Source organism: Noviherbaspirillum aerium (genome assembly GCF_008929045.1).
Classification (GTDB): domain Bacteria; phylum Pseudomonadota; class Gammaproteobacteria; order Burkholderiales; family Burkholderiaceae_D; genus Noviherbaspirillum; species Noviherbaspirillum aerium.
In genome coordinates this window covers 256,740-273,920 of the sequence record NZ_VFAH01000004.1, presented here as the reverse complement: position 1 = coordinate 273,920, position 17,181 = coordinate 256,740, and the positions used below count along the sequence as shown (strand labels likewise).

Sequence of the window (17,181 nt, the reverse complement as noted above, 5' to 3'; positions counted from 1 at the left end):
GCTTCGACCGAGGCTGCCGCATCGATGCCGGCATGACGGCTCAGTGGTTAGACATGCAAGTACGTGAAAATATGCGAGACAACGTATTCTTTCGCTCGCGAACGCGCCGTTTGCTTTGGCAGTTATTTGTGTAGCGGCTTCGCCAGCGTGACTACGCCGGGGAAGACGTCATGAGAAGCGTCCCAGAGCTGAGAAATCATTGCGGCGTTAGCCGGAGGACTGCACCGGTATCCTTTCGCGGCCTGCAGGCATGGTGTTTCGGAAACTGCGCCATCAGAATCCGGGTGACGCCGTTGGTCCACCCAAAGCCGTCCTGCAGCGGATACTCTCCGCCGCCTCCGGCCCCGGCTTCCGGGGCAATCTCGCTGAGCGCATATTTTTCGATGAGCTTGTGTTCACGCTGATAATACCGGCCGACGATCGACAGCCAGCGGCATGCGATATCGTCGGCAAGGACGTGCTGGCCGTAATCGGTGAGGCCGCGTATGGCCATCCATTGCAAGGGCGCCCAGCCGTTCGGCCGGTCCCATTGCTCGCTGCTGATGACTTCCGTCGTTGCCAGACCGCCAGGCTTGAGCAGGCGCGCCGAGATGGTGGCCGTCAAGCGGGCCGCCTGTTCGAAGGTGGCGAGACCGACATACAGCGGCGCCGCGCAGGCTGCGGTGAGATTGGGCCGCATCCGGTCACGCTGCCAGTCATAGTCGAAGAACGCGCCTTGCTGCTCGTCCCACATGTAGCGGAAGACAGCAGCCTGCCTGTCGCTGGCCTTCTTTAAGAAAATGGCCGATGAGGCGACATCGCCAGTCAGGCGGCTGAGTTCGCCGATCTTCAGTTCAAGCTTGTATAGCAGGCAGTTGAGATCGACCGGGAGGATTGCAGTGGTCCTGATGCTTGCGAGCCCGCCGGCGCCATCGAGCCAGCGTGAGCTGAAATCCCAGCCAGATTCCGCGGCGGCTCTCAGGTCGCGGTAAACCGCATGTACGGGCCGCGACCCGGCGCGTGCGGTCATGATGTCTTCAAGGTAAGACTCGTCGCGCGGACTGTCGCGGTCATCCCAGTAGCGGTTCAGGAGTTCGCCATCGGGCATGCGCACGACATGCCGGTGGACTTCGCCCGGGCGCAGCTCCTCGACGCCATCCATCCAGTATGCATATTCCTTGAGCAGCTGCGGCAGGTAATTCGTCGCCGGCCGGATGCCGACGCTTTCGAACAATTCCACCATCAGCGCAAAGACCGGCGGCTGTGAACGGCTCAGATAATAAGTCCGGTTGCCGTTCGGGATATGGCCATAGGCATCGATCAGATAAGCAAAGTTGTCGGCCATGTTGCGCAAGAGACCATGGCGCCCGCTTGCTGCCAGGCCGAGCATCGTGAAGTAGGAATCCCAATAGTACAGCTCGGTGAAGCGCCCGCCCGGTACTACATAAGGGTAGGGAAGGGGCAGCAAGGATGCGTGGGCTGGATGCTCGCGCGGCTTGCGCGTCAGCACCGGCCACAAGCTGTCAATGTGCGCGCGCAGCGTCCGGCTGGCATCGGAAACATAAGCGGAGACGGGCGGGACGGGAATGGAAAAATGGGCCCGGACAAAACGTTCAAGATTGAAGCCTGGAAGATTTTTCTCTTGTCTGAAATCCTCAACGATATGCGTCGGGCTGGATTGAAGCGGTACGCAATCGACGAAGCATTTGCTGTCGTCGAAAATGCGTTGCGACTGTACGGCGACGAATAACTCCTCGTACCGTTCGGATGGTGTCAGGGTATCCGCAGGCGAGATGCGCGCAACTTTCCTGAGCGAGGCAATGTACGGATCCGCGCCCACGCCCACGCCCGCGGCCCGCGGCGATGCGATTTCCGTCTTGCGCACTGAAACACGCATGCGTTCTCCTTGAGTTCGGTCCGGCTTCCTGCGATTGACAGCCGGTTTTCGTGCTGGTGAGTACTGCGGCAGCTACTCGGCATAATTCCACAGCAGCCCGCCATCGACATACATGGTCGATCCCGTAACGTAATCGGCTTCCGGCGAGCAAAGGAAGGCGACAACGCCGGCAACGTCTTCCGGCTTGCCCATCCGCTTCAGCGGAATGTTGCCGATCAAGGCCTCAACCTTGGCCTGATTGGCGAGCAGGGCGGCGTTCATGGGCGTGCGGATGGCTCCCGGCGCCACGTTGTTGACCGTGATGCCGAGCGGTCCAAGCTCCACCGCGAGGTTGCGGGTCATCATCTTCATCCCGCCCTTGCTCATGCAATAGCTTGTAAAGCCCGGAAAAGGCAGCTCCTCATGGACCGAGCTGATGTTGACGATCTTGCCCGTTCTGCCTGCGGCCCGCAGATATTTGACGAAAGCCTGGATCGTGAAGAAGGCGCCTTTAAGATTGACGTTAAGCACGCGTTGATAGGCTTCCTCGGTGGTCTCTTCGAGCCCGGCCTTGATCTCGATGCCGGCGTTGTTGACCAGCAGGTCGATATGGCCCAGCTGGCTTACGCCTTCCTCGATCGCGCGATAGTCGTCATCGACCTTGCTGATGTCTCCATACGATATGCAGCCGCGGCGGCCCATGGCCGTCACCTCTTCGAGCGTCTGGTCGGCCAGAGGGTCGCCGGGCAATGCATGCACCACGATATCCGCGCCTTCGCGGGCGAGGCGGAGGGCGATCGCCTTGCCAATACCCTGGGCGGCGCCGGTAACCAGAGCGACTTTGCCTTCAAGCTTCATTCCTTCTCTCCTGAGGTTGCGACCGGAGCGCTTCCGGTTTGACCGCACTGACGTTGCCGGAACAATTGCCTTTCCTAAAGCGGGTTGCAGGTGAATGGTCGGTCGCCACGCCTTGCCCTGGGCACATGGCCGCGTTGTTCGTCGCTGGTGTGGCCCGCCACACGGCGCTCCTCCCGCCTTGCCCTGCACCCAGGGCAAACCGATTCTTTCATACACCCACCTGCAATCCGCTCTAGGCCGGGACTGACAAGCGCCGCAAGCGGTTCCGAGTCGCCTTGCGTTGAGGAGCGGCAGCGCACGCGGTCGGAGGTATGCCGAGCACTGTCACACTGTCATTTGACCAAGGTGACCGGAACATCGACCAGACTGACTACGCGTGTCGCCACCGATCCCATCATCGCATTGGCAATGGCCCCCATTCCGCGCGTACCCATCACGATGCCGTCGCATTTGCTTTCTCTGGCATGTCTTGCGATTTCATTCGCTGCCGATCCGACCCGGGAACGGACTTGATATGCAAGCTTTGCTTCATCGAGGATCTTGCGAGCGGGATGAAGGACGCGCCCGGACTCGTCGGCTTCACGCTGCTGTATCTCGTCATGGGTCATGGTCCCGTGAGTGCCGATCGGCATCGGATCGCCCACATGCAATAACTCAAGTTCCGTGGCGAACTTCTCCTGCACCAGCGTCATGGCGTATTGAAGCGCGTGCATGGCGCTTTCCGATCCGTCAAAAGGCACGAGCAAGGTACGCATACTGGACTCTCCTTTGCAAAAGTGTTTTCCTGTCAGGCGCGTCTACGGTTGACGCCAGTGTCTTTCAAGGCATGTTTCCGGCGTCGATGATGGCGCCGGCAAAGCCGACTACCCTCGCGGCGAGCAGTCCTGCCGCATAAGCGGCTTCCACCGGTCCTGCACCGCCGATCCGTTCGGCAAGATAGGCGCCGTTGAAGGAATCGCCTGCTGCCGTGGTATCAACCACGCTGGCCTTTGCGGCAGCAACGGGAACTGGAGCGCTCATCGCCTTGGACTGGACCAGGCAACCCTGCGCGCCCATCTTGACGACCACTTCACCGGGGCCGAGGGCGAGCGAGCGCGCCAGGGTATGCCGGGCATCGGAGTCGCCATTCAGCGCCGCCTCGTCATCGTCCGTGACGAGCAGATGCGAGGCAAGGCGGGCTGCTGCCAGCGTCCATTGCAGGGCCGTGTCGCGGTCTTCCCAGAGCGAAGCGCGATAGTTCGAATCGAAGGCCACCATGCCACCCGCGCCGCGCACGACCTCCGCCAGCTGGAGCAGGCGCTGTCTGCGGTCCTTATCCAGTATGGCAAGAGTGATGCCGGAAAAGTAGAGCAGGCCGCACACGGCGGCGTCACGGAGAAGCGCGGAAGAATGCGCTGCGTCAAGCATTTCCCGAGCCGCCGACTGACTCCGCCAATAGAGAAAGGTGCGCTCGCCGGACGCATCGGTGTTGATCCAGTACAAGCCCGGCTGGCGGTCTGGAATACGCATCACCCGGGTGACATCGAGTCCGTGGCCGGCTGTGTCTTCAAGCAGGGCGTTGCTCAGGAGATCGGTGCCAATGCAGGAAACGAACGCGCATGGATAGGAAGGCGCAAGCCGATGGAAGTAGACAGCTGTGTTGTAGACATCGCCGGCAAATGCCTGCGCAAGCGTGCTGGCCGATGCAGGGCGCAGTTCCAGCATGCATTCGCCGATGAACCATCCATGTTTCATGTCGTTGCCTTCGTTTGTTTGCGGGCGCGTCGCAGAAGTGCCTTGTCCGAAGTCTAGGCTTCCAGCCTTAATGCTGCCTTAAGTCGTTGCGCTGCATAGCGGAGCGCGTCGACGGCGTGCGATCAGCGACGGTCGGCGGGTTTCAGGATTATGACCACGAAAGTCACCACCGTCATCGGCAGGATGTACGACAGCATGATATTGCTGAACGCCGGCAGTGCGCGGTGATTCTGCGCCGCGAGTATCAGGTAGCTCGTATAAGCGATGTAATAAGCGAGAAAGATCGCGCCCTCCCATCGGGCGATCTTTCGACCGCTCAGGAAGACCGGCAGGCAGGCAAATGCCGAGGCAAGCATGACCCAGATATCGAACTTGAGCACGGAAGGCGCAATGGCGAGGCCGCCCGCCGATACAAGGCCCGAGATGCCGACGCACCCCAGGATATTGAACGTGGTGCTGCCGATGGCATTGCCGATCGCAATCTCACGCTCCCCGCGCATCGATGCCAGGAGCGACGTGGCGACTTCCGGCATCGATGTTCCCGCGGCGACAATGGTCAGTCCAATGACGAGGTCGCTGACCCCGAGCGCTTGCGCAAAGGATACCGAAGCCGTCACCAGCCATCGCGAGCCAAGCACCAGCAGCCCGAGGCCGGCTCCCATCAGCAGCATCTGGACCGGCCAGCGCGCATCCCATCGGCTCGTGTCTTGCGCAAGGTTTCTGTATTCATCGGATGCTCCGTTCTCTTCCTGTCTGGACTGCACCACCAGGAACACCGTGTAGGCAGCCAGCAGCAGAATCAGCAGTGCGCAATCCAGCAGGCCGAGATTCCTGTCCAGGCTCAACACCAGCAGCAGCAGGGACGCGCCGGCCATGATCGGCACTTCCTGGCGAATGACCTGGCGATTGACAAAAAGTGGCGTAATGACCGCGGAAAGACCGAGTATGAAAAGGACATTGAAGATATTGCTTCCCACGACATTGCCGATTGCAATATCGTTCTTGCCTTCAAGCACCGCGCCGACTGCCACCGCCACCTCGGGTGCGCTGGTGCCGAATGCAACCACCGTCAGGCCGACAACCAGAGGGGAAATGCCGGCGGAGAGCGCCAGCTTCGATGCGCCGCGCACGAGTAGTTCGGCACCCGCAACGAGTGCAACCAGACCTGCGATGAAGCCGAGTATCACGGAGCGCTCCCTTATGCCTTGTGATTGATGAACCGTCTACGTTTACTTAAGCTTTCAAGATGCAATGCGGTGCCGTGCACGCCGGGAACCGGCCCCGGCGTCTATTTTCGAGGCAGGGTATTGTCTTGCCCCGGCGGCATCTTTCCAATTGACTTCAACTTCAGGTGCAATGCAGCCCTGGCCAGCAGGTAGGCGCTGACGGGCGTACTGATGAACAGGAACAGGGTGATAAGCAGCTCATGCAATCCCGGCATGCCGCGTGCCGCGAAGTAAATGATGGAAGCCATCAGGATGCCGCCGACTCCAAGCGTGGATGCCTTGGACGGCCCGTGCAGGCGCGTGTAGAAATCGGGCAGCTTCACCAGCCCCCATGAGCCGATCAGGGCGAAAGCCGCGCCAAGCAGCAGGAACGCCGACACCACCAATTCAATGACAAAAGACATTCTTCCTCCGCTTATTCGATGATGTCGCCGCGAAGCAGGTACTTTGCCAGCATGGCGGTACTGACAAACCCGAACACGGCAATCAGCAAAGCCACCTCGAAGTACAGCGTGGTCTCTTCATGGATGCCGTAAAGCACGAGAAGCGCGATGGAATTGATGTAGGCGGTATCGAGCGCGATGATGCGGTCGGGCACCGTCGGCCCGGCGATCAGGCGATACAGGTTGAGCAGCAGGGCAAGGCCGAAGGCGGCCGCGGCGATCCAGATAACGGAGGTCAGCATTCGAAAATCTCCTTCAACGGGGTTTCATAGCGGTGCTTGATTTCCGCAATCAAGGCATCGGCATCGTCGGTATCCAGCACATGCACCAGCAGCGTGCGTCGATCTTCGCTGATGTCCGATGACACCGTGCCCGGCGTGAGGGTGATGATGCTCGCCAGGGTCCAGATGGCGTAGGGTTCGTCGAGTTCGAGGGGGAAGCGTATGAAGGCGGGGCGCAGCTTTGAAACCGGCCCCAATACCAGCCGCGCGACATTCAGATTGGCGACGACAATGTCGTAAAGCACGGTCGCCAGCAGGCGCAGCACCGTCGCGGGATGCCGAACCACGACATGGCGGCTCCAGACGGCACGGGCAGACCACGGGATCGCCCAGGCGAGCAGGGCGCCGAGCAGGACCTGCCCCGGCGCGATACTGCTGTTGAGGATGAGCCAGATCGCCAGCAAGGACAGCGATACCAGCGGATGAGGAAACCATCTTGCGCCCGTCATTATCTTGCTCCCGTTGACGCCGGCGCGCCGGTCGGTCCGGTCTTGCTCGGGCCGTTCGGCGCGGAAGCGCCGAGCACGCTGCGGATATAGCCGGCCGGCCGCATCAACTGCGACGACGCGGCGGAGGCATAGGTTGCCGCCGGCGCCGCCCAGACCGTCAGCGCGACGATGCATGCCAGCAACCCCAGCGGCGGCAGGAAGGCGGCGGTACGGTATGGCGCCGCGACCGGTTCGGCGTCGGAGGTATGCCAGAAGACCTTGCTGCCGGCGCGGGCCAGCGCAACCAGGGCGAGAAATGCATTGAGCAGCACTGCCGCCCATACCCAGACCGCCGCCGCATGATCCGCCGATGCCTGCAGCAGCAGCACTTTTCCATGGAAGCCCGACAGCGGCGGCACGCCGACCGCGGCGATCGCCGCAGCGAAGAACAGCCATCCCAGCAAGCCTTCCCGCGGCAGCGCATCGCCTCGTTCGAGACGGTCCTCGAGCGGCCCCCTTCCGCGCCGGATCAGGTCCGCAACCAGGAACAGCAGGGCGATGGTGAGCGTGCTGTGCAGCAGGTAATAGATCGCCGCGCCGACCGCCTGCTCGGTGGCAAGCCCGATGCCGGCGCAGATGGTGCCGACCGAAGCGATGGTCAGATACGCCGCCATGGACCGCACGGTAGTACTGGCCAGGACGCCGAAGGTGGCAACGACCAGCGTCAGCAGCGCGGCCGGCAGCAGCCACGGTATGGCGACATCGGCCGCCACGCCCGCGTCCGGTCCGAAGATCAGGCTGTAGACGCGCAGGATGACATAGGCGCCGACCTTGGTCATGATCGCGAACAGCGCGGCCACTGGGGCCTCGGCCACGCTGTAGGCTTTCGGCAGCCAGAAGTACAGCGGCAAAAGCGCCGCCTTGACCGCGAATACCACCAGCATCAGCAGTGCGCCGCTGCGGATGAGGGCGGCGTCCGCAGGCGCGGCGGCAGCCACCCTGACGGCCATATCCGCCATGTTGAGCGTGCCCGTCATTCCGTAAAGCAGGCTGACTGCGATCAGGAACAGGAAGGAACCGGCGAAGTTGATGGCGACATAGTGCAGCCCCGGGATGAGCTGCTGCGTCTTGCCGCCATGCAGAAGCAGGCAATAGGAGGCGATCAGCAGGACTTCGAAAAACACGAAAAGGTTGAACAGGTCCCCGGTGAGGAAGGCGCCGTTCAGTCCCATCAGCTGGAACTGGAAAAGCGCATGGAAATGCGTGCCTGTTGTGTCCCCGCCCTGGACCGCGTACAGCAGGCTCCCGCATGCGATCAGCGCCGTCAGCAATACCATCAATGCCGACATGCGGTCGAGCACCAGCACGATGCCGAACGGGGAAGGCCAGTCTCCGAGGCTGTAGCTTGCATGGGCGCCTCCGGATGCGTCGGCGACCAGCATGATGGCGATCACCGCCAGGCCGAGTGTCGCCGCCACGCCGATCGCCCTTTGCGCTGCGAGAGGCAGGCGCAGCAGCACCAGCGCCGCGCCGGCAATGGCGGGAAGTACGACGGGCGCTACGATCGCGTGGTCCACGTTACTCCTTTCCCTGATCGGCACCGTCGACATGATCGGTACCCAATTCATGCCTGGCGCGCACGGCGAGGGCGAGCACGAATGCCGTCATGCCGAAACCGATCACGATGGCGGTCAGCACCAGCGCCTGCGGAAGCGGGTCCGCATAGGCGGCCGACTGGTCGTTGATGATCGGCGGCGCGTGCGGCGCCAGCCGCCCCATCACGAAGATGAAAAGATTGACCGCATACGAAAGCAGGGTCAATCCGATCACGACGGGAAAGGTCCGGGCGCGCAGCAGCAGATACACGCCGCCCGCGACCAGTATGCCGATGGCGCTGGCGATCAGCAGTTCCATGTTCAGGCCTCCTTTGCGGTTTCGGTATTGACGGAAGCGGGCGAACCGGCGCGGCCCAGGCTTCCAAGCGTCAGCATGACGGCGCCTACCACGGTGAGGTACACCCCGAGGTCGAATGCCATGGCGCTGGCCAGCGGCACATCGCCCAGCAGCGGCAGATGCGGGTGGCCATGTGCGCTGGTCAGGAAGGGGCGCCCGAAGAACCAGCTTCCCACGCCTGTCAGGCCGGCGATCAGTATGCCGGCGCCCAGCAAGCGTGGATACTGGATGCGCATGCGTGCCGCCGCCCATTCGATGCCGTTGGCGATATACAGCAGGATCAGGGCGATGCCGGTGACGAGGCCGGCGACGAATCCGCCGCCGGGCACGTTGTGACCGCGCAGGAAAATATATACCGCCACCGTGAGTGCCAGCGGCAGCATGACGCTGGTCAGCGAGGTGAGCATCAATGGATGCGTATCTTTTGCCCATGCCCGTCCTTCACCGTCGCCGGTTCTGCGCGCGGCCAGAGGATTTGCCATCAGCGCCGCAATGCCCAGGGCCGCCAACGCCAGCACGGTGATTTCACCGAAGGTATCGAAGCCGCGGAAATCGACCAGGATGACATTGACCACATTGGTGCCGCCGCCGCCAGGAACGCTGTTGTCCAGGTAATAGGCCGACAGCGATTCGAACGGCCGGGTCAGTACCGCGTAGGTGATCGCCGTGATGCCCAGTCCGGCCGCCGCCGCCAGGGCGGCGTCGCGCCACTTGCGCAGCGTGGACCAAGCGCCGGTCTCCGGCGGCGTGTGCTGGGGCAGCCAGTACAGCGCGAGCAGGATCAGCACGATCGTCACCACCTCGACGGAAACCTGGGTAAGCGCCAGGTCCGGCGCTGCGAGGTAGACAAATGCCAGGGTGCTGATCAGGCCGACGAGGCCGACCAGAACCAGTGCCGCCAGGCGCTGCTCGTGCAACACCACGGTCGCCACGGTGACCACGGCCAGCATGATCCAGATGACCACGGCGACGCCGTTGACCGCGGTGTGCGGCTGCTCGCCGAGCGTCCATTCCCATGAAAGAAAAGGCGATGCACCCATGACCAGCGCCACGGCAACGGTCCACGCGAGGTAGCGTTGCAGCGACCCGTTTTCCAGCCCCCGCGTCAGTGCCGTGGAGAACCTGAGCAAGTTTGCCAGCGCCTCGCGGTACAGCCAGTGCCCGCCGAAAGGGCTCTGCACGTAACGGTGCAGGTCGTATGCGCGCTGCAGGAAAAAGTACACGGCTGCGCCACCGGCCATCGCGAACACGCTCATCGCCAGCGGCAGGTTGAAACCATGCCAGATGGCCAGCGAGTATTCCGGGCGCGGGCCATTGAGCGTCGCTTCGACCGCCGTGGCCAGCAGCGGCGCCACGGTATAGTAGGGCAGGATGCCGACCGCAAGGCACAGCAGCACAAGCAGATATACCGGCGCTTTCATCCATATCGGGGGTTCATGGGGTTCCTTGGTCACGCCGACCAGTTCGCCCCTGAAAAACACGTCATCCACGAAACGTACGCTGTACGCCACGCTGAACACGCTGGCGATCACGGCCGCCGCCGGTATCATCGCGCGCCAGACGCCATCGGCCTGGATCTGCAGCGTCTCCGCCAGGAACATTTCCTTCGACAGGAAACCATTAAGTAGTGGAACGCCAGCCATCGCGGCGGACGCGACCAGGGCCAGCGCGCCGGTGTACGGCATGTATTTCCAGAGGCTGCCAAGCTTGCGCATATCGCGCGTGCCGGTTTCATGGTCGATGATGCCGGCCGCCATGAAGAGTGAGGCCTTGAAGGTGGCGTGATTGATGATGTGAAAGACCGCGGCAACCACCGAATGCGGAGTCTGCAGGCCGAACAGCAGGGTGATGAGGCCCAGGTGACTGATGGTGGAATAGGCAAGCAAGCCTTTCAGATCATGCTTGAACAGTGCCGCATAGGCGCCGAACGCGAATGTGACGAAGCCGGTGGTGGCAACGATATAGAACCAGGCATCCGTGCCGGAAAGCACCGGATAGAATCGGGCGAGCAGGAAGATGCCCGCCTTGACCATGGTGGCCGAATGCAGGTAGGCACTGACCGGCGTCGGCGCCGCCATCGCGTGCGGCAGCCAGAAATGGAAGGGAAACTGGGCCGATTTGGTGAAGACGCCGATGAGAAACAGGATCAGTATCGGCAGGTAATGCGGACTGTCCTGTACTTGTTGCCGCCGTTCCAGGATTTCCGACAGCTCATGGGTTCCGGCCGCATTGGCCAGCAAAAGCATGCCGGCGAGCAGGCACAACCCGCCGGCGCCGGTGATGGTAAGCGCCATGCGCGCGCCCGCGCGCGCGTCGGAGCGGTAATCCCAATAGCCGATCAACAGGAAGGAACTGAGCGAGGTCAGTTCCCAGAACACGACGAGCAGTATCACGTTGTCGGACAACACCACGCCGAGCATGGCGGCGGCAAACAACAGCAGGTAGCAGTAGAAGCGTCCGAACGGATCTTTTTCGGAGAGATAGTAATGCGCATACAGCACGACCAGCAGTCCGATGCCGAGTATCAGGAGACAAAACAGCAGGCCCAGGCCGTCAAGGCGGAACGACGCTTGCAGGCCAGCCTGCGGAAGCCAGGCCATCGATCCGCGAAGCGTCTGTCCGGCAAATACCGCACCGCTTTGCAGAAGCAGCAGCGAGAACGACCCCGCGAGCACGGACGCTGCGCACCAGGATGCGGCTCTCCTGCCCATGCGTACCGCCAGCGCAGGCATCCAGAACAGCATCAGCGGAACCGCAACTATGAATTGAGGCGATAAGACCACGTGCATTCCTTTTTCAAGGGCGCGGATGATTCCCGCCGGAAGACTGCTGTCGCCAGGTCGCCCGACGTCGGAGATTGCATTCACTTCCAGGTGGCAACTGTCTGCGCACAGGAGACGGACGCAGGCGAACCGGCCGCCTTTTGAGCAAGCCATTAGGCTATAGGAGATTGCTTGTTCAGCAATGTTCCGCGCCATGCAATAGCATTTGATTTAAACGCGGTCAGGCTAGCTGTTTTTCGTGCTTCCAGGAAAAGCAGCATTTGTCAGCGGGAACGGTGCCGGGCCGTCGCATCAGGCATTCAAGCATCTTCCAAAAGCTTTTCCGGTCAGTGTGCGGGCAAGATAATGCCGGGATCCTTTCTCAAGGAAAACTCCAAGCCTGTTCATGGCGCTCAGGATGATCCGTGGCCGGTATGGCCACTGTTTATGAGGTCATCCGAGTCGTTCCTGTCCCAATCGGGCCGGGAGCGTGGAACGTACCGGCAGGCATGCAACTCCTATCCAGTGTCGGCGACGACGCCTGAATTGCCTGTCTCTTAACTGGTGGCAGGAGGGCTTGCTGGCCGTGGAATCGCTCTGTTTTGAATCAAAAACTAAGCCCGGTAAATTTTTATAAAAATAAAAATTTTCAAGGGTTTTTTGTTATTTGAATGATTTGCAAGCTGTTTTGACCACCAAGAAAACATGGAAGCCTCTAAAATTTGCGGCATTCCAAATAGGCATTTCGCCAGGTATTTTTGTCCACCATTTTCAGGAGAAATCTGATGAGCAAGACCGTGTACACCCAGGAACATGAATGGCTGCGAATCGAAGATAACGGGCAGGTCACGGTAGGCATCACGGATTACGCCCAGGATCATCTGGGTGACCTGGTCTATGTACAGCTTCCCGAGGCGGGCAAGGAATACGCCAAGGGCGACGAAGCGGCCGTGATCGAATCCGTGAAGACGGCTGGCGAGATCCTCATGCCTGCGAGCGGAACGGTCACCGAGGTCAACGACGCGCTTGGCGACGAACCGGGCAAGGTCAATGAAGATCCGATGGGCGGCGGATGGTTCTTCAGGTTTCAGCCCGCCGCGCTCGATGAAATCAATGCCTTGATGGATGAGGCAGGGTACAAGACATATATCGAATCGCTGGGCTGAGCGGCCCGCGATCCACGGGCGGTATCAGGCGCCGGTCGCAAGCCGCAAGCGGCGGCGCAATGGCAAGGCATCAGGCAGGGCATTTAATTCATTGTGATAGAGGTTAGCATGGCTGAGAATCGGGTCGCGTTTGAAGAGTTGGAACAGCACGCGGATTTCATAGAACGGCATATCGGTCCGTCGGACGCAGATCAGCAGACCATGCTGGCCGAACTCGGCTTCGATTCGATGGAATCGTTCATTGGCAAGGTGGTGCCGCAAGCGATCCTGTCGCACCAGCCGCTGGCGCTGGAAAATGCACAGAGCGAGCCGGAGGTGCTCGACGCACTGCGCCGCATCGCTTCCCAGAACAAGGTGTTCAAGTCCTTCATCGGCATGGGGTATTACAACACCCACACGCCGACCGTCATCCTGCGCAACCTGCTGGAAAATCCTGCCTGGTACACCGCCTATACGCCGTATCAGCCCGAGATTTCGCAGGGCCGGCTTGAAGCGCTGCTCAACTTCCAGACCATGATCTGCGATCTGACCGGGCTGGAAATCGCCAATGCATCCCTGCTCGACGAGGCGACCGCGGCAGCCGAGGCAATGACTTTCTGCCAGCGCGTTTCCAAGAGCAAGAGCAAGACTTTCTTCGTTTCCAGGGATTGCCTGCCGCAAACCATCGATGTGGTCCGCACGCGCGCCGAGCCGATCGGCATCGAGGTGGTCGTGGGAGATCACCGCGCCGACCTGGAGCAGTGCGACTGCTTCGGCGTGCTGCTGCAGTATCCCGCCGTGGACGGTGATGTCCATGATTATGCGGATACGGTGGCGAAGGCGCACGACAAGCAGGCGCTCGTGGTGGTTGCCGCCGATCTGCTGGCGCTGACCCTGCTGAAGCCGCCCGGTGAATTCGGCGCCGACGTCGCGGTCGGTTCCGCGCAGCGCTTCGGCGTTCCGCTGGGCTATGGCGGCCCGCATGCGGCTTATTTCGCAACACGCGACGCCAACAAGCGCCTGATGCCCGGCCGCGTCGTCGGGGTTTCCATCGACAGCCACGGCGACAAGGCCTACCGGCTGGCGCTGCAGACACGCGAACAGCATATTCGCCGCGAGAAGGCCACCAGCAACGTCTGTACCGCCCAGGTACTGCTGGCGAACATCGCCGGCATGTATGCGGTCTATCATGGCCCCAAGGCGCTCAAGACCATTGCGCAGCGCGTACATCGCCTGACCTGCGCATTTGCCGACGGCCTTGGCAAGCTCGATTTCCGGGTAAGCACCGCGTCATTCTTCGACACCGTCACCGTGCGCACCGGCGACCGCACGCAGGCCATCCATGCTGCCGCCCGCGCCCGCTCCATGAATCTGCGTGAAATCGACGGCACGACGCTGGGCGTGTCCTTCGACGAGACGACGACGCGCTCCGATATCGAAGCATTGTGGGAAGTCTTTGCCGGCGAAGGCCAGGCGATTCCCTCCTTTGCGGCATGCGAGTCGGCGGCGGGAGACCGCATCCCGTCCGGTCTGCGCCGCACAAGCGAGTATCTGACGCATCCGGTTTTCAACACGCATCATTCCGAAACCCAGATGCTGCGTTATCTGCGCAGCCTGAGCGACAAGGATCTGGCGCTTGACCGCACCATGATTCCGCTCGGTTCCTGCACCATGAAGCTCAATGCCACGACCGAAATGATCCCGGTCACCTGGAAGGAGTTCGGCGCCATTCATCCGTTCGCGCCGCTCGACCAGGCACAGGGCTACCAGGCCATGATCCGCGAACTCGAAGACATGCTCGTGGCCTGTACCGGCTACGATGCGGTCTCGCTGCAGCCGAATGCCGGTTCGCAGGGCGAGTATGCGGGCCTCCTGGCCATCCGCGCCTATCACAAGAGCCGCGGCGAAGGGCACCGCAACATCTGCCTGATTCCGAGCTCCGCGCATGGCACCAATCCGGCGACAGCGCACATGGCCGGCATGCAGGTCGTGGTGGTGCAGTGCGACGAGCGCGGCAATGTCGATGTGGCCGACCTGAAATCCAAGGCGGAAAAGCATGCGGCCGACCTGGCCGCGATCATGATCACCTATCCGTCCACCCACGGCGTGTTCGAGGCGGCGGTCCGCGAGATCTGCGACATCGTGCATGAGCACGGCGGCCAGGTCTACATCGACGGCGCGAACATGAATGCGATGGTCGGCCTGTGCGCCCCGGGCAAGTTCGGCGGCGACGTGTCGCACCTGAACCTGCACAAGACCTTCTGCATTCCGCACGGCGGCGGCGGTCCCGGCGTGGGGCCGATCGGCGTCAAATCGCATCTGGCGCCTTTCCTGCCGGGCCACCGCATGATCGGCGGCGATGCAGCGGCGCCGGTCTGCGCCGCGCCCTGGGGCAGCGCCAGCATCCTGCCGATCAGCTGGACATACATCAAGCTGATGGGCCGCCAGGGCCTGAAGCAGGCCAGCCAGGTCGCCATCCTGAACGCCAATTACATCGCCCGCCGGCTTGCGCCGCATTATCCGATTCTCTATGCGGGCGAGAACGGCATCGTCGCCCATGAGTGCATCGTCGACCTGCGTCCGATGAAGGACACGGGCATTACTGTCGACGACGTTGCCAAGCGCCTGATGGATTTCGGCTTCCATGCGCCGACGATGTCTTTCCCCGTGGCGGGCACACTGATGATCGAGCCGACGGAAAGCGAATCGAAGGAGGAGCTCGACCGCTTCTGCGACGCGATGATTGCGATCCGCGAAGAAATCCGCGCGATCGAAAACGGAACGACCACCGCCGACGACAGCGTGCTGCGGCACGCGCCGCATACGGCGATGGATGTCATCGGCGACTGGGAGCGCGGCTATACCAGGGAGCAGGCTGCGTTTCCGGTGGCGTCGCTGCGCAATAACAAGTACTGGCCGCCGGTCGGACGTATCGACAATGTGTATGGCGACCGCAACCTGGTTTGCGCCTGCCCGCCGATGTCGGACTACGAATGAGCACGCACGGATAAACACCAGTAAAAACGTATCGTCAGCGCATGCAGACTCCAGCCGTTCAACCGGCGCAACCCACGCGACCCACTTGCAGGCAATGATATGGCCATCAGTGCATTCGAGCTGTTCAAGATAGGCATCGGGCCATCAAGCTCCCATACGGTGGGCCCGATGCGGGCTGCGCTGGAATTCGTTTCGGGCCTGAAGACGACGGGGCAGTTCGCCTTGACCGAATCGGTCAAGGCCGAGCTGTACGGCTCGCTTGGCGCAACCGGCAAGGGACACGGCAGCGACAAGGCGGTATTGCTCGGGCTGGAGGGGGAGGCGCCGGACCTGGTGGACACCGACAGCATTCCCGGGCGGCTGGCGGCGATCCGCGAGGCGAAGCGGATTCGCCTGCTCGGCGAAAAGGAGATTCCATTCATCGAGCGGGAACATCTGCTGATGTACCGGCGCGAATCCCTGCCGCACCATCCCAATGGCATGCGGTTTACCGCCTTCGACAAGGCAGGCGCGGAGCTGGTGTCCAAGGTCTATTATTCCGTCGGCGGCGGCTTCGTCGTCAATGAGGAAGCCCTGGGAGCCGACCGGATCGTGCCGGATTCCACCGTCACCCGCTATCCTTTCCATAGCGGCGATGAACTGCTTGCCATGTGCGGCGAGCAAGGGCTGTCCATCAGCCAGCTGATGCTGGAAAATGAAGCCGCGTGGAGGCCGGAGGCCGAGACGCGCCGGGGCTTGCTTCGCATCTGGCAGGTAATGCAGGATTGCGTAAGGCGGGGCTGCGAGCGGGAGGGCACTCTCCCGGGCGGCCTGCAGGTGCAGCGCCGCGCGGCGGAACTGTACCGCAAGCTGTCCAGCCAGCCGGAAGCGAACCTGCGCGATCCGCTGACCACCCTGGACTGGGTCAACCTGTATGCGCTGGCTGTCAATGAAGAGAACGCCGGCGGCGGCCGTGTCGTCACGGCGCCGACCAACGGTGCGGCAGGCATCATTCCGGCGGTGCTGCATTATTACCACCGCTTCATACCGGGCGCCGATGACGATGGCGTGATCCGCTTCCTGCTGACGGCGGCGGCCATCGGCATCCTGTACAAGGAAAACGCGTCCATCTCCGGCGCCGAGGTCGGTTGCCAGGGCGAGGTCGGCGTTGCCTGCTCGATGGCCGCCGGGGCGCTGGCCGAGGTCATGGGCGGCACGCCCGCCCAGGTCGAGAACGCGGCGGAAATCGGCATGGAGCACAATCTCGGCCTGACCTGCGATCCGATCGGCGGGCTGGTCCAGGTGCCCTGCATCGAGCGCAACGCCATGGGCTCGATCAAGGCCATCAACGCCGCGCGCATGGCGCTGCGCGGCAACGGCCATCATTTTGTTTCGCTCGACAAGGTGATCAAGACCATGCGGGAGACGGGCGCCGACATGAAGATCAAGTACAAGGAAACCGCGCGGGGCGGCCTTGCAGTCAATGTCATCGAATGCTGAGAGACGTAATCCGGCAGGCA

General features: G+C 62.0%; 14 protein-coding genes. 3 read left to right on the top strand and 11 right to left on the bottom strand.

From position 1 onward, the window contains the following. Nucleotides 1-196: 196 nt before the first annotated feature. From treF to FH061_RS08755, 11 genes are all read right to left on the bottom strand, one after another. The gene (treF, locus tag FH061_RS08805; RefSeq protein ID WP_151635064.1) at nt 197-1,876 is read right to left on the bottom strand and encodes an alpha,alpha-trehalase TreF; all 1,680 of its coding nucleotides are present in this window, start codon (nt 1,874-1,876) and stop codon (nt 197-199) included. A 72-nt stretch (nt 1,877-1,948) separates the two neighbouring features. Continuing rightward, the gene (locus FH061_RS08800; protein WP_151635062.1) at nt 1,949-2,713 is read right to left on the bottom strand and encodes an SDR family NAD(P)-dependent oxidoreductase; all 765 of its coding nucleotides are present in this window, start codon (nt 2,711-2,713) and stop codon (nt 1,949-1,951) included. A 332-nt stretch (nt 2,714-3,045) separates the two neighbouring features. Then, nucleotides 3,046-3,468: a universal stress protein gene (locus FH061_RS08795; RefSeq protein ID WP_151635060.1), complete on the bottom strand. Its 423-nt coding sequence runs from the start codon at nt 3,466-3,468 to the stop codon at nt 3,046-3,048. Nucleotides 3,469-3,532: 64 nt separating this feature from the next. Continuing rightward, the gene (locus FH061_RS08790) at nt 3,533-4,447 is read right to left on the bottom strand and encodes a sugar kinase (RefSeq protein ID WP_151635058.1); all 915 of its coding nucleotides are present in this window, start codon (nt 4,445-4,447) and stop codon (nt 3,533-3,535) included. 122 nt (nt 4,448-4,569) lie between these two features. Further along, nucleotides 4,570-5,634 carry a calcium/sodium antiporter gene (locus FH061_RS08785; RefSeq protein ID WP_225984548.1) on the bottom strand — a complete coding sequence of 355 codons (1,065 nt, stop codon included), beginning with the start codon at nt 5,632-5,634 and terminating at the stop codon, nt 4,570-4,572. Nucleotides 5,635-5,735: 101 nt separating this feature from the next. Further along, complete coding sequence (locus FH061_RS08780) at nt 5,736-6,077, bottom strand: Na+/H+ antiporter subunit G (protein WP_151635054.1); 342 nt, start codon at nt 6,075-6,077, stop codon at nt 5,736-5,738. Nucleotides 6,078-6,088: 11 nt separating this feature from the next. Then, on the bottom strand, nt 6,089-6,358 hold the full coding sequence (locus FH061_RS08775) for a K+/H+ antiporter subunit F (RefSeq protein WP_151635052.1): 270 nt from the start codon (nt 6,356-6,358) through the stop codon (nt 6,089-6,091). After that, nucleotides 6,352-6,846, bottom strand: coding sequence for a Na+/H+ antiporter subunit E (locus tag FH061_RS08770; protein WP_151635050.1), 495 nt, complete (start codon nt 6,844-6,846; stop codon nt 6,352-6,354). Before FH061_RS08770 ends, FH061_RS08775 begins: the two co-directional genes overlap by 7 nt. Continuing rightward, the gene (locus FH061_RS08765) at nt 6,846-8,402 is read right to left on the bottom strand and encodes a monovalent cation/H+ antiporter subunit D (RefSeq protein ID WP_151635048.1); all 1,557 of its coding nucleotides are present in this window, start codon (nt 8,400-8,402) and stop codon (nt 6,846-6,848) included. Before FH061_RS08765 ends, FH061_RS08770 begins: the two co-directional genes overlap by 1 nt. A 1-nt stretch (nt 8,403) precedes the next feature. Continuing rightward, complete coding sequence (locus FH061_RS08760; RefSeq protein ID WP_151635046.1) at nt 8,404-8,739, bottom strand: Na+/H+ antiporter subunit C; 336 nt, start codon at nt 8,737-8,739, stop codon at nt 8,404-8,406. A gap of 2 nt (nt 8,740-8,741) precedes the next feature. Then, nucleotides 8,742-11,561 (bottom strand): monovalent cation/H+ antiporter subunit A, encoded by a 2,820-nt coding sequence (locus FH061_RS08755; RefSeq protein WP_151635044.1) that lies wholly within the window; start codon nt 11,559-11,561, stop codon nt 8,742-8,744. 764 nt (nt 11,562-12,325) lie between these two features. Between FH061_RS08755 and gcvH the strand changes: the two genes are divergently transcribed. The 3 genes from gcvH (at nt 12,326) to FH061_RS08740 (ending at nt 17,161) form a co-directional block, all read left to right on the top strand. Continuing rightward, nucleotides 12,326-12,706, top strand: coding sequence for a glycine cleavage system protein GcvH (gene gcvH, locus FH061_RS08750; protein WP_151635042.1), 381 nt, complete (start codon nt 12,326-12,328; stop codon nt 12,704-12,706). 108 nt (nt 12,707-12,814) lie between these two features. Continuing rightward, on the top strand, nt 12,815-15,682 hold the full coding sequence (gene gcvP / locus FH061_RS08745; protein ID WP_151635040.1) for an aminomethyl-transferring glycine dehydrogenase: 2,868 nt from the start codon (nt 12,815-12,817) through the stop codon (nt 15,680-15,682). 99 nt (nt 15,683-15,781) lie between these two features. Further along, on the top strand, nt 15,782-17,161 hold the full coding sequence (locus FH061_RS08740; RefSeq protein WP_151635038.1) for an L-serine ammonia-lyase: 1,380 nt from the start codon (nt 15,782-15,784) through the stop codon (nt 17,159-17,161). The last annotated feature ends 20 nt before the right edge of the window (nt 17,162-17,181 follow it).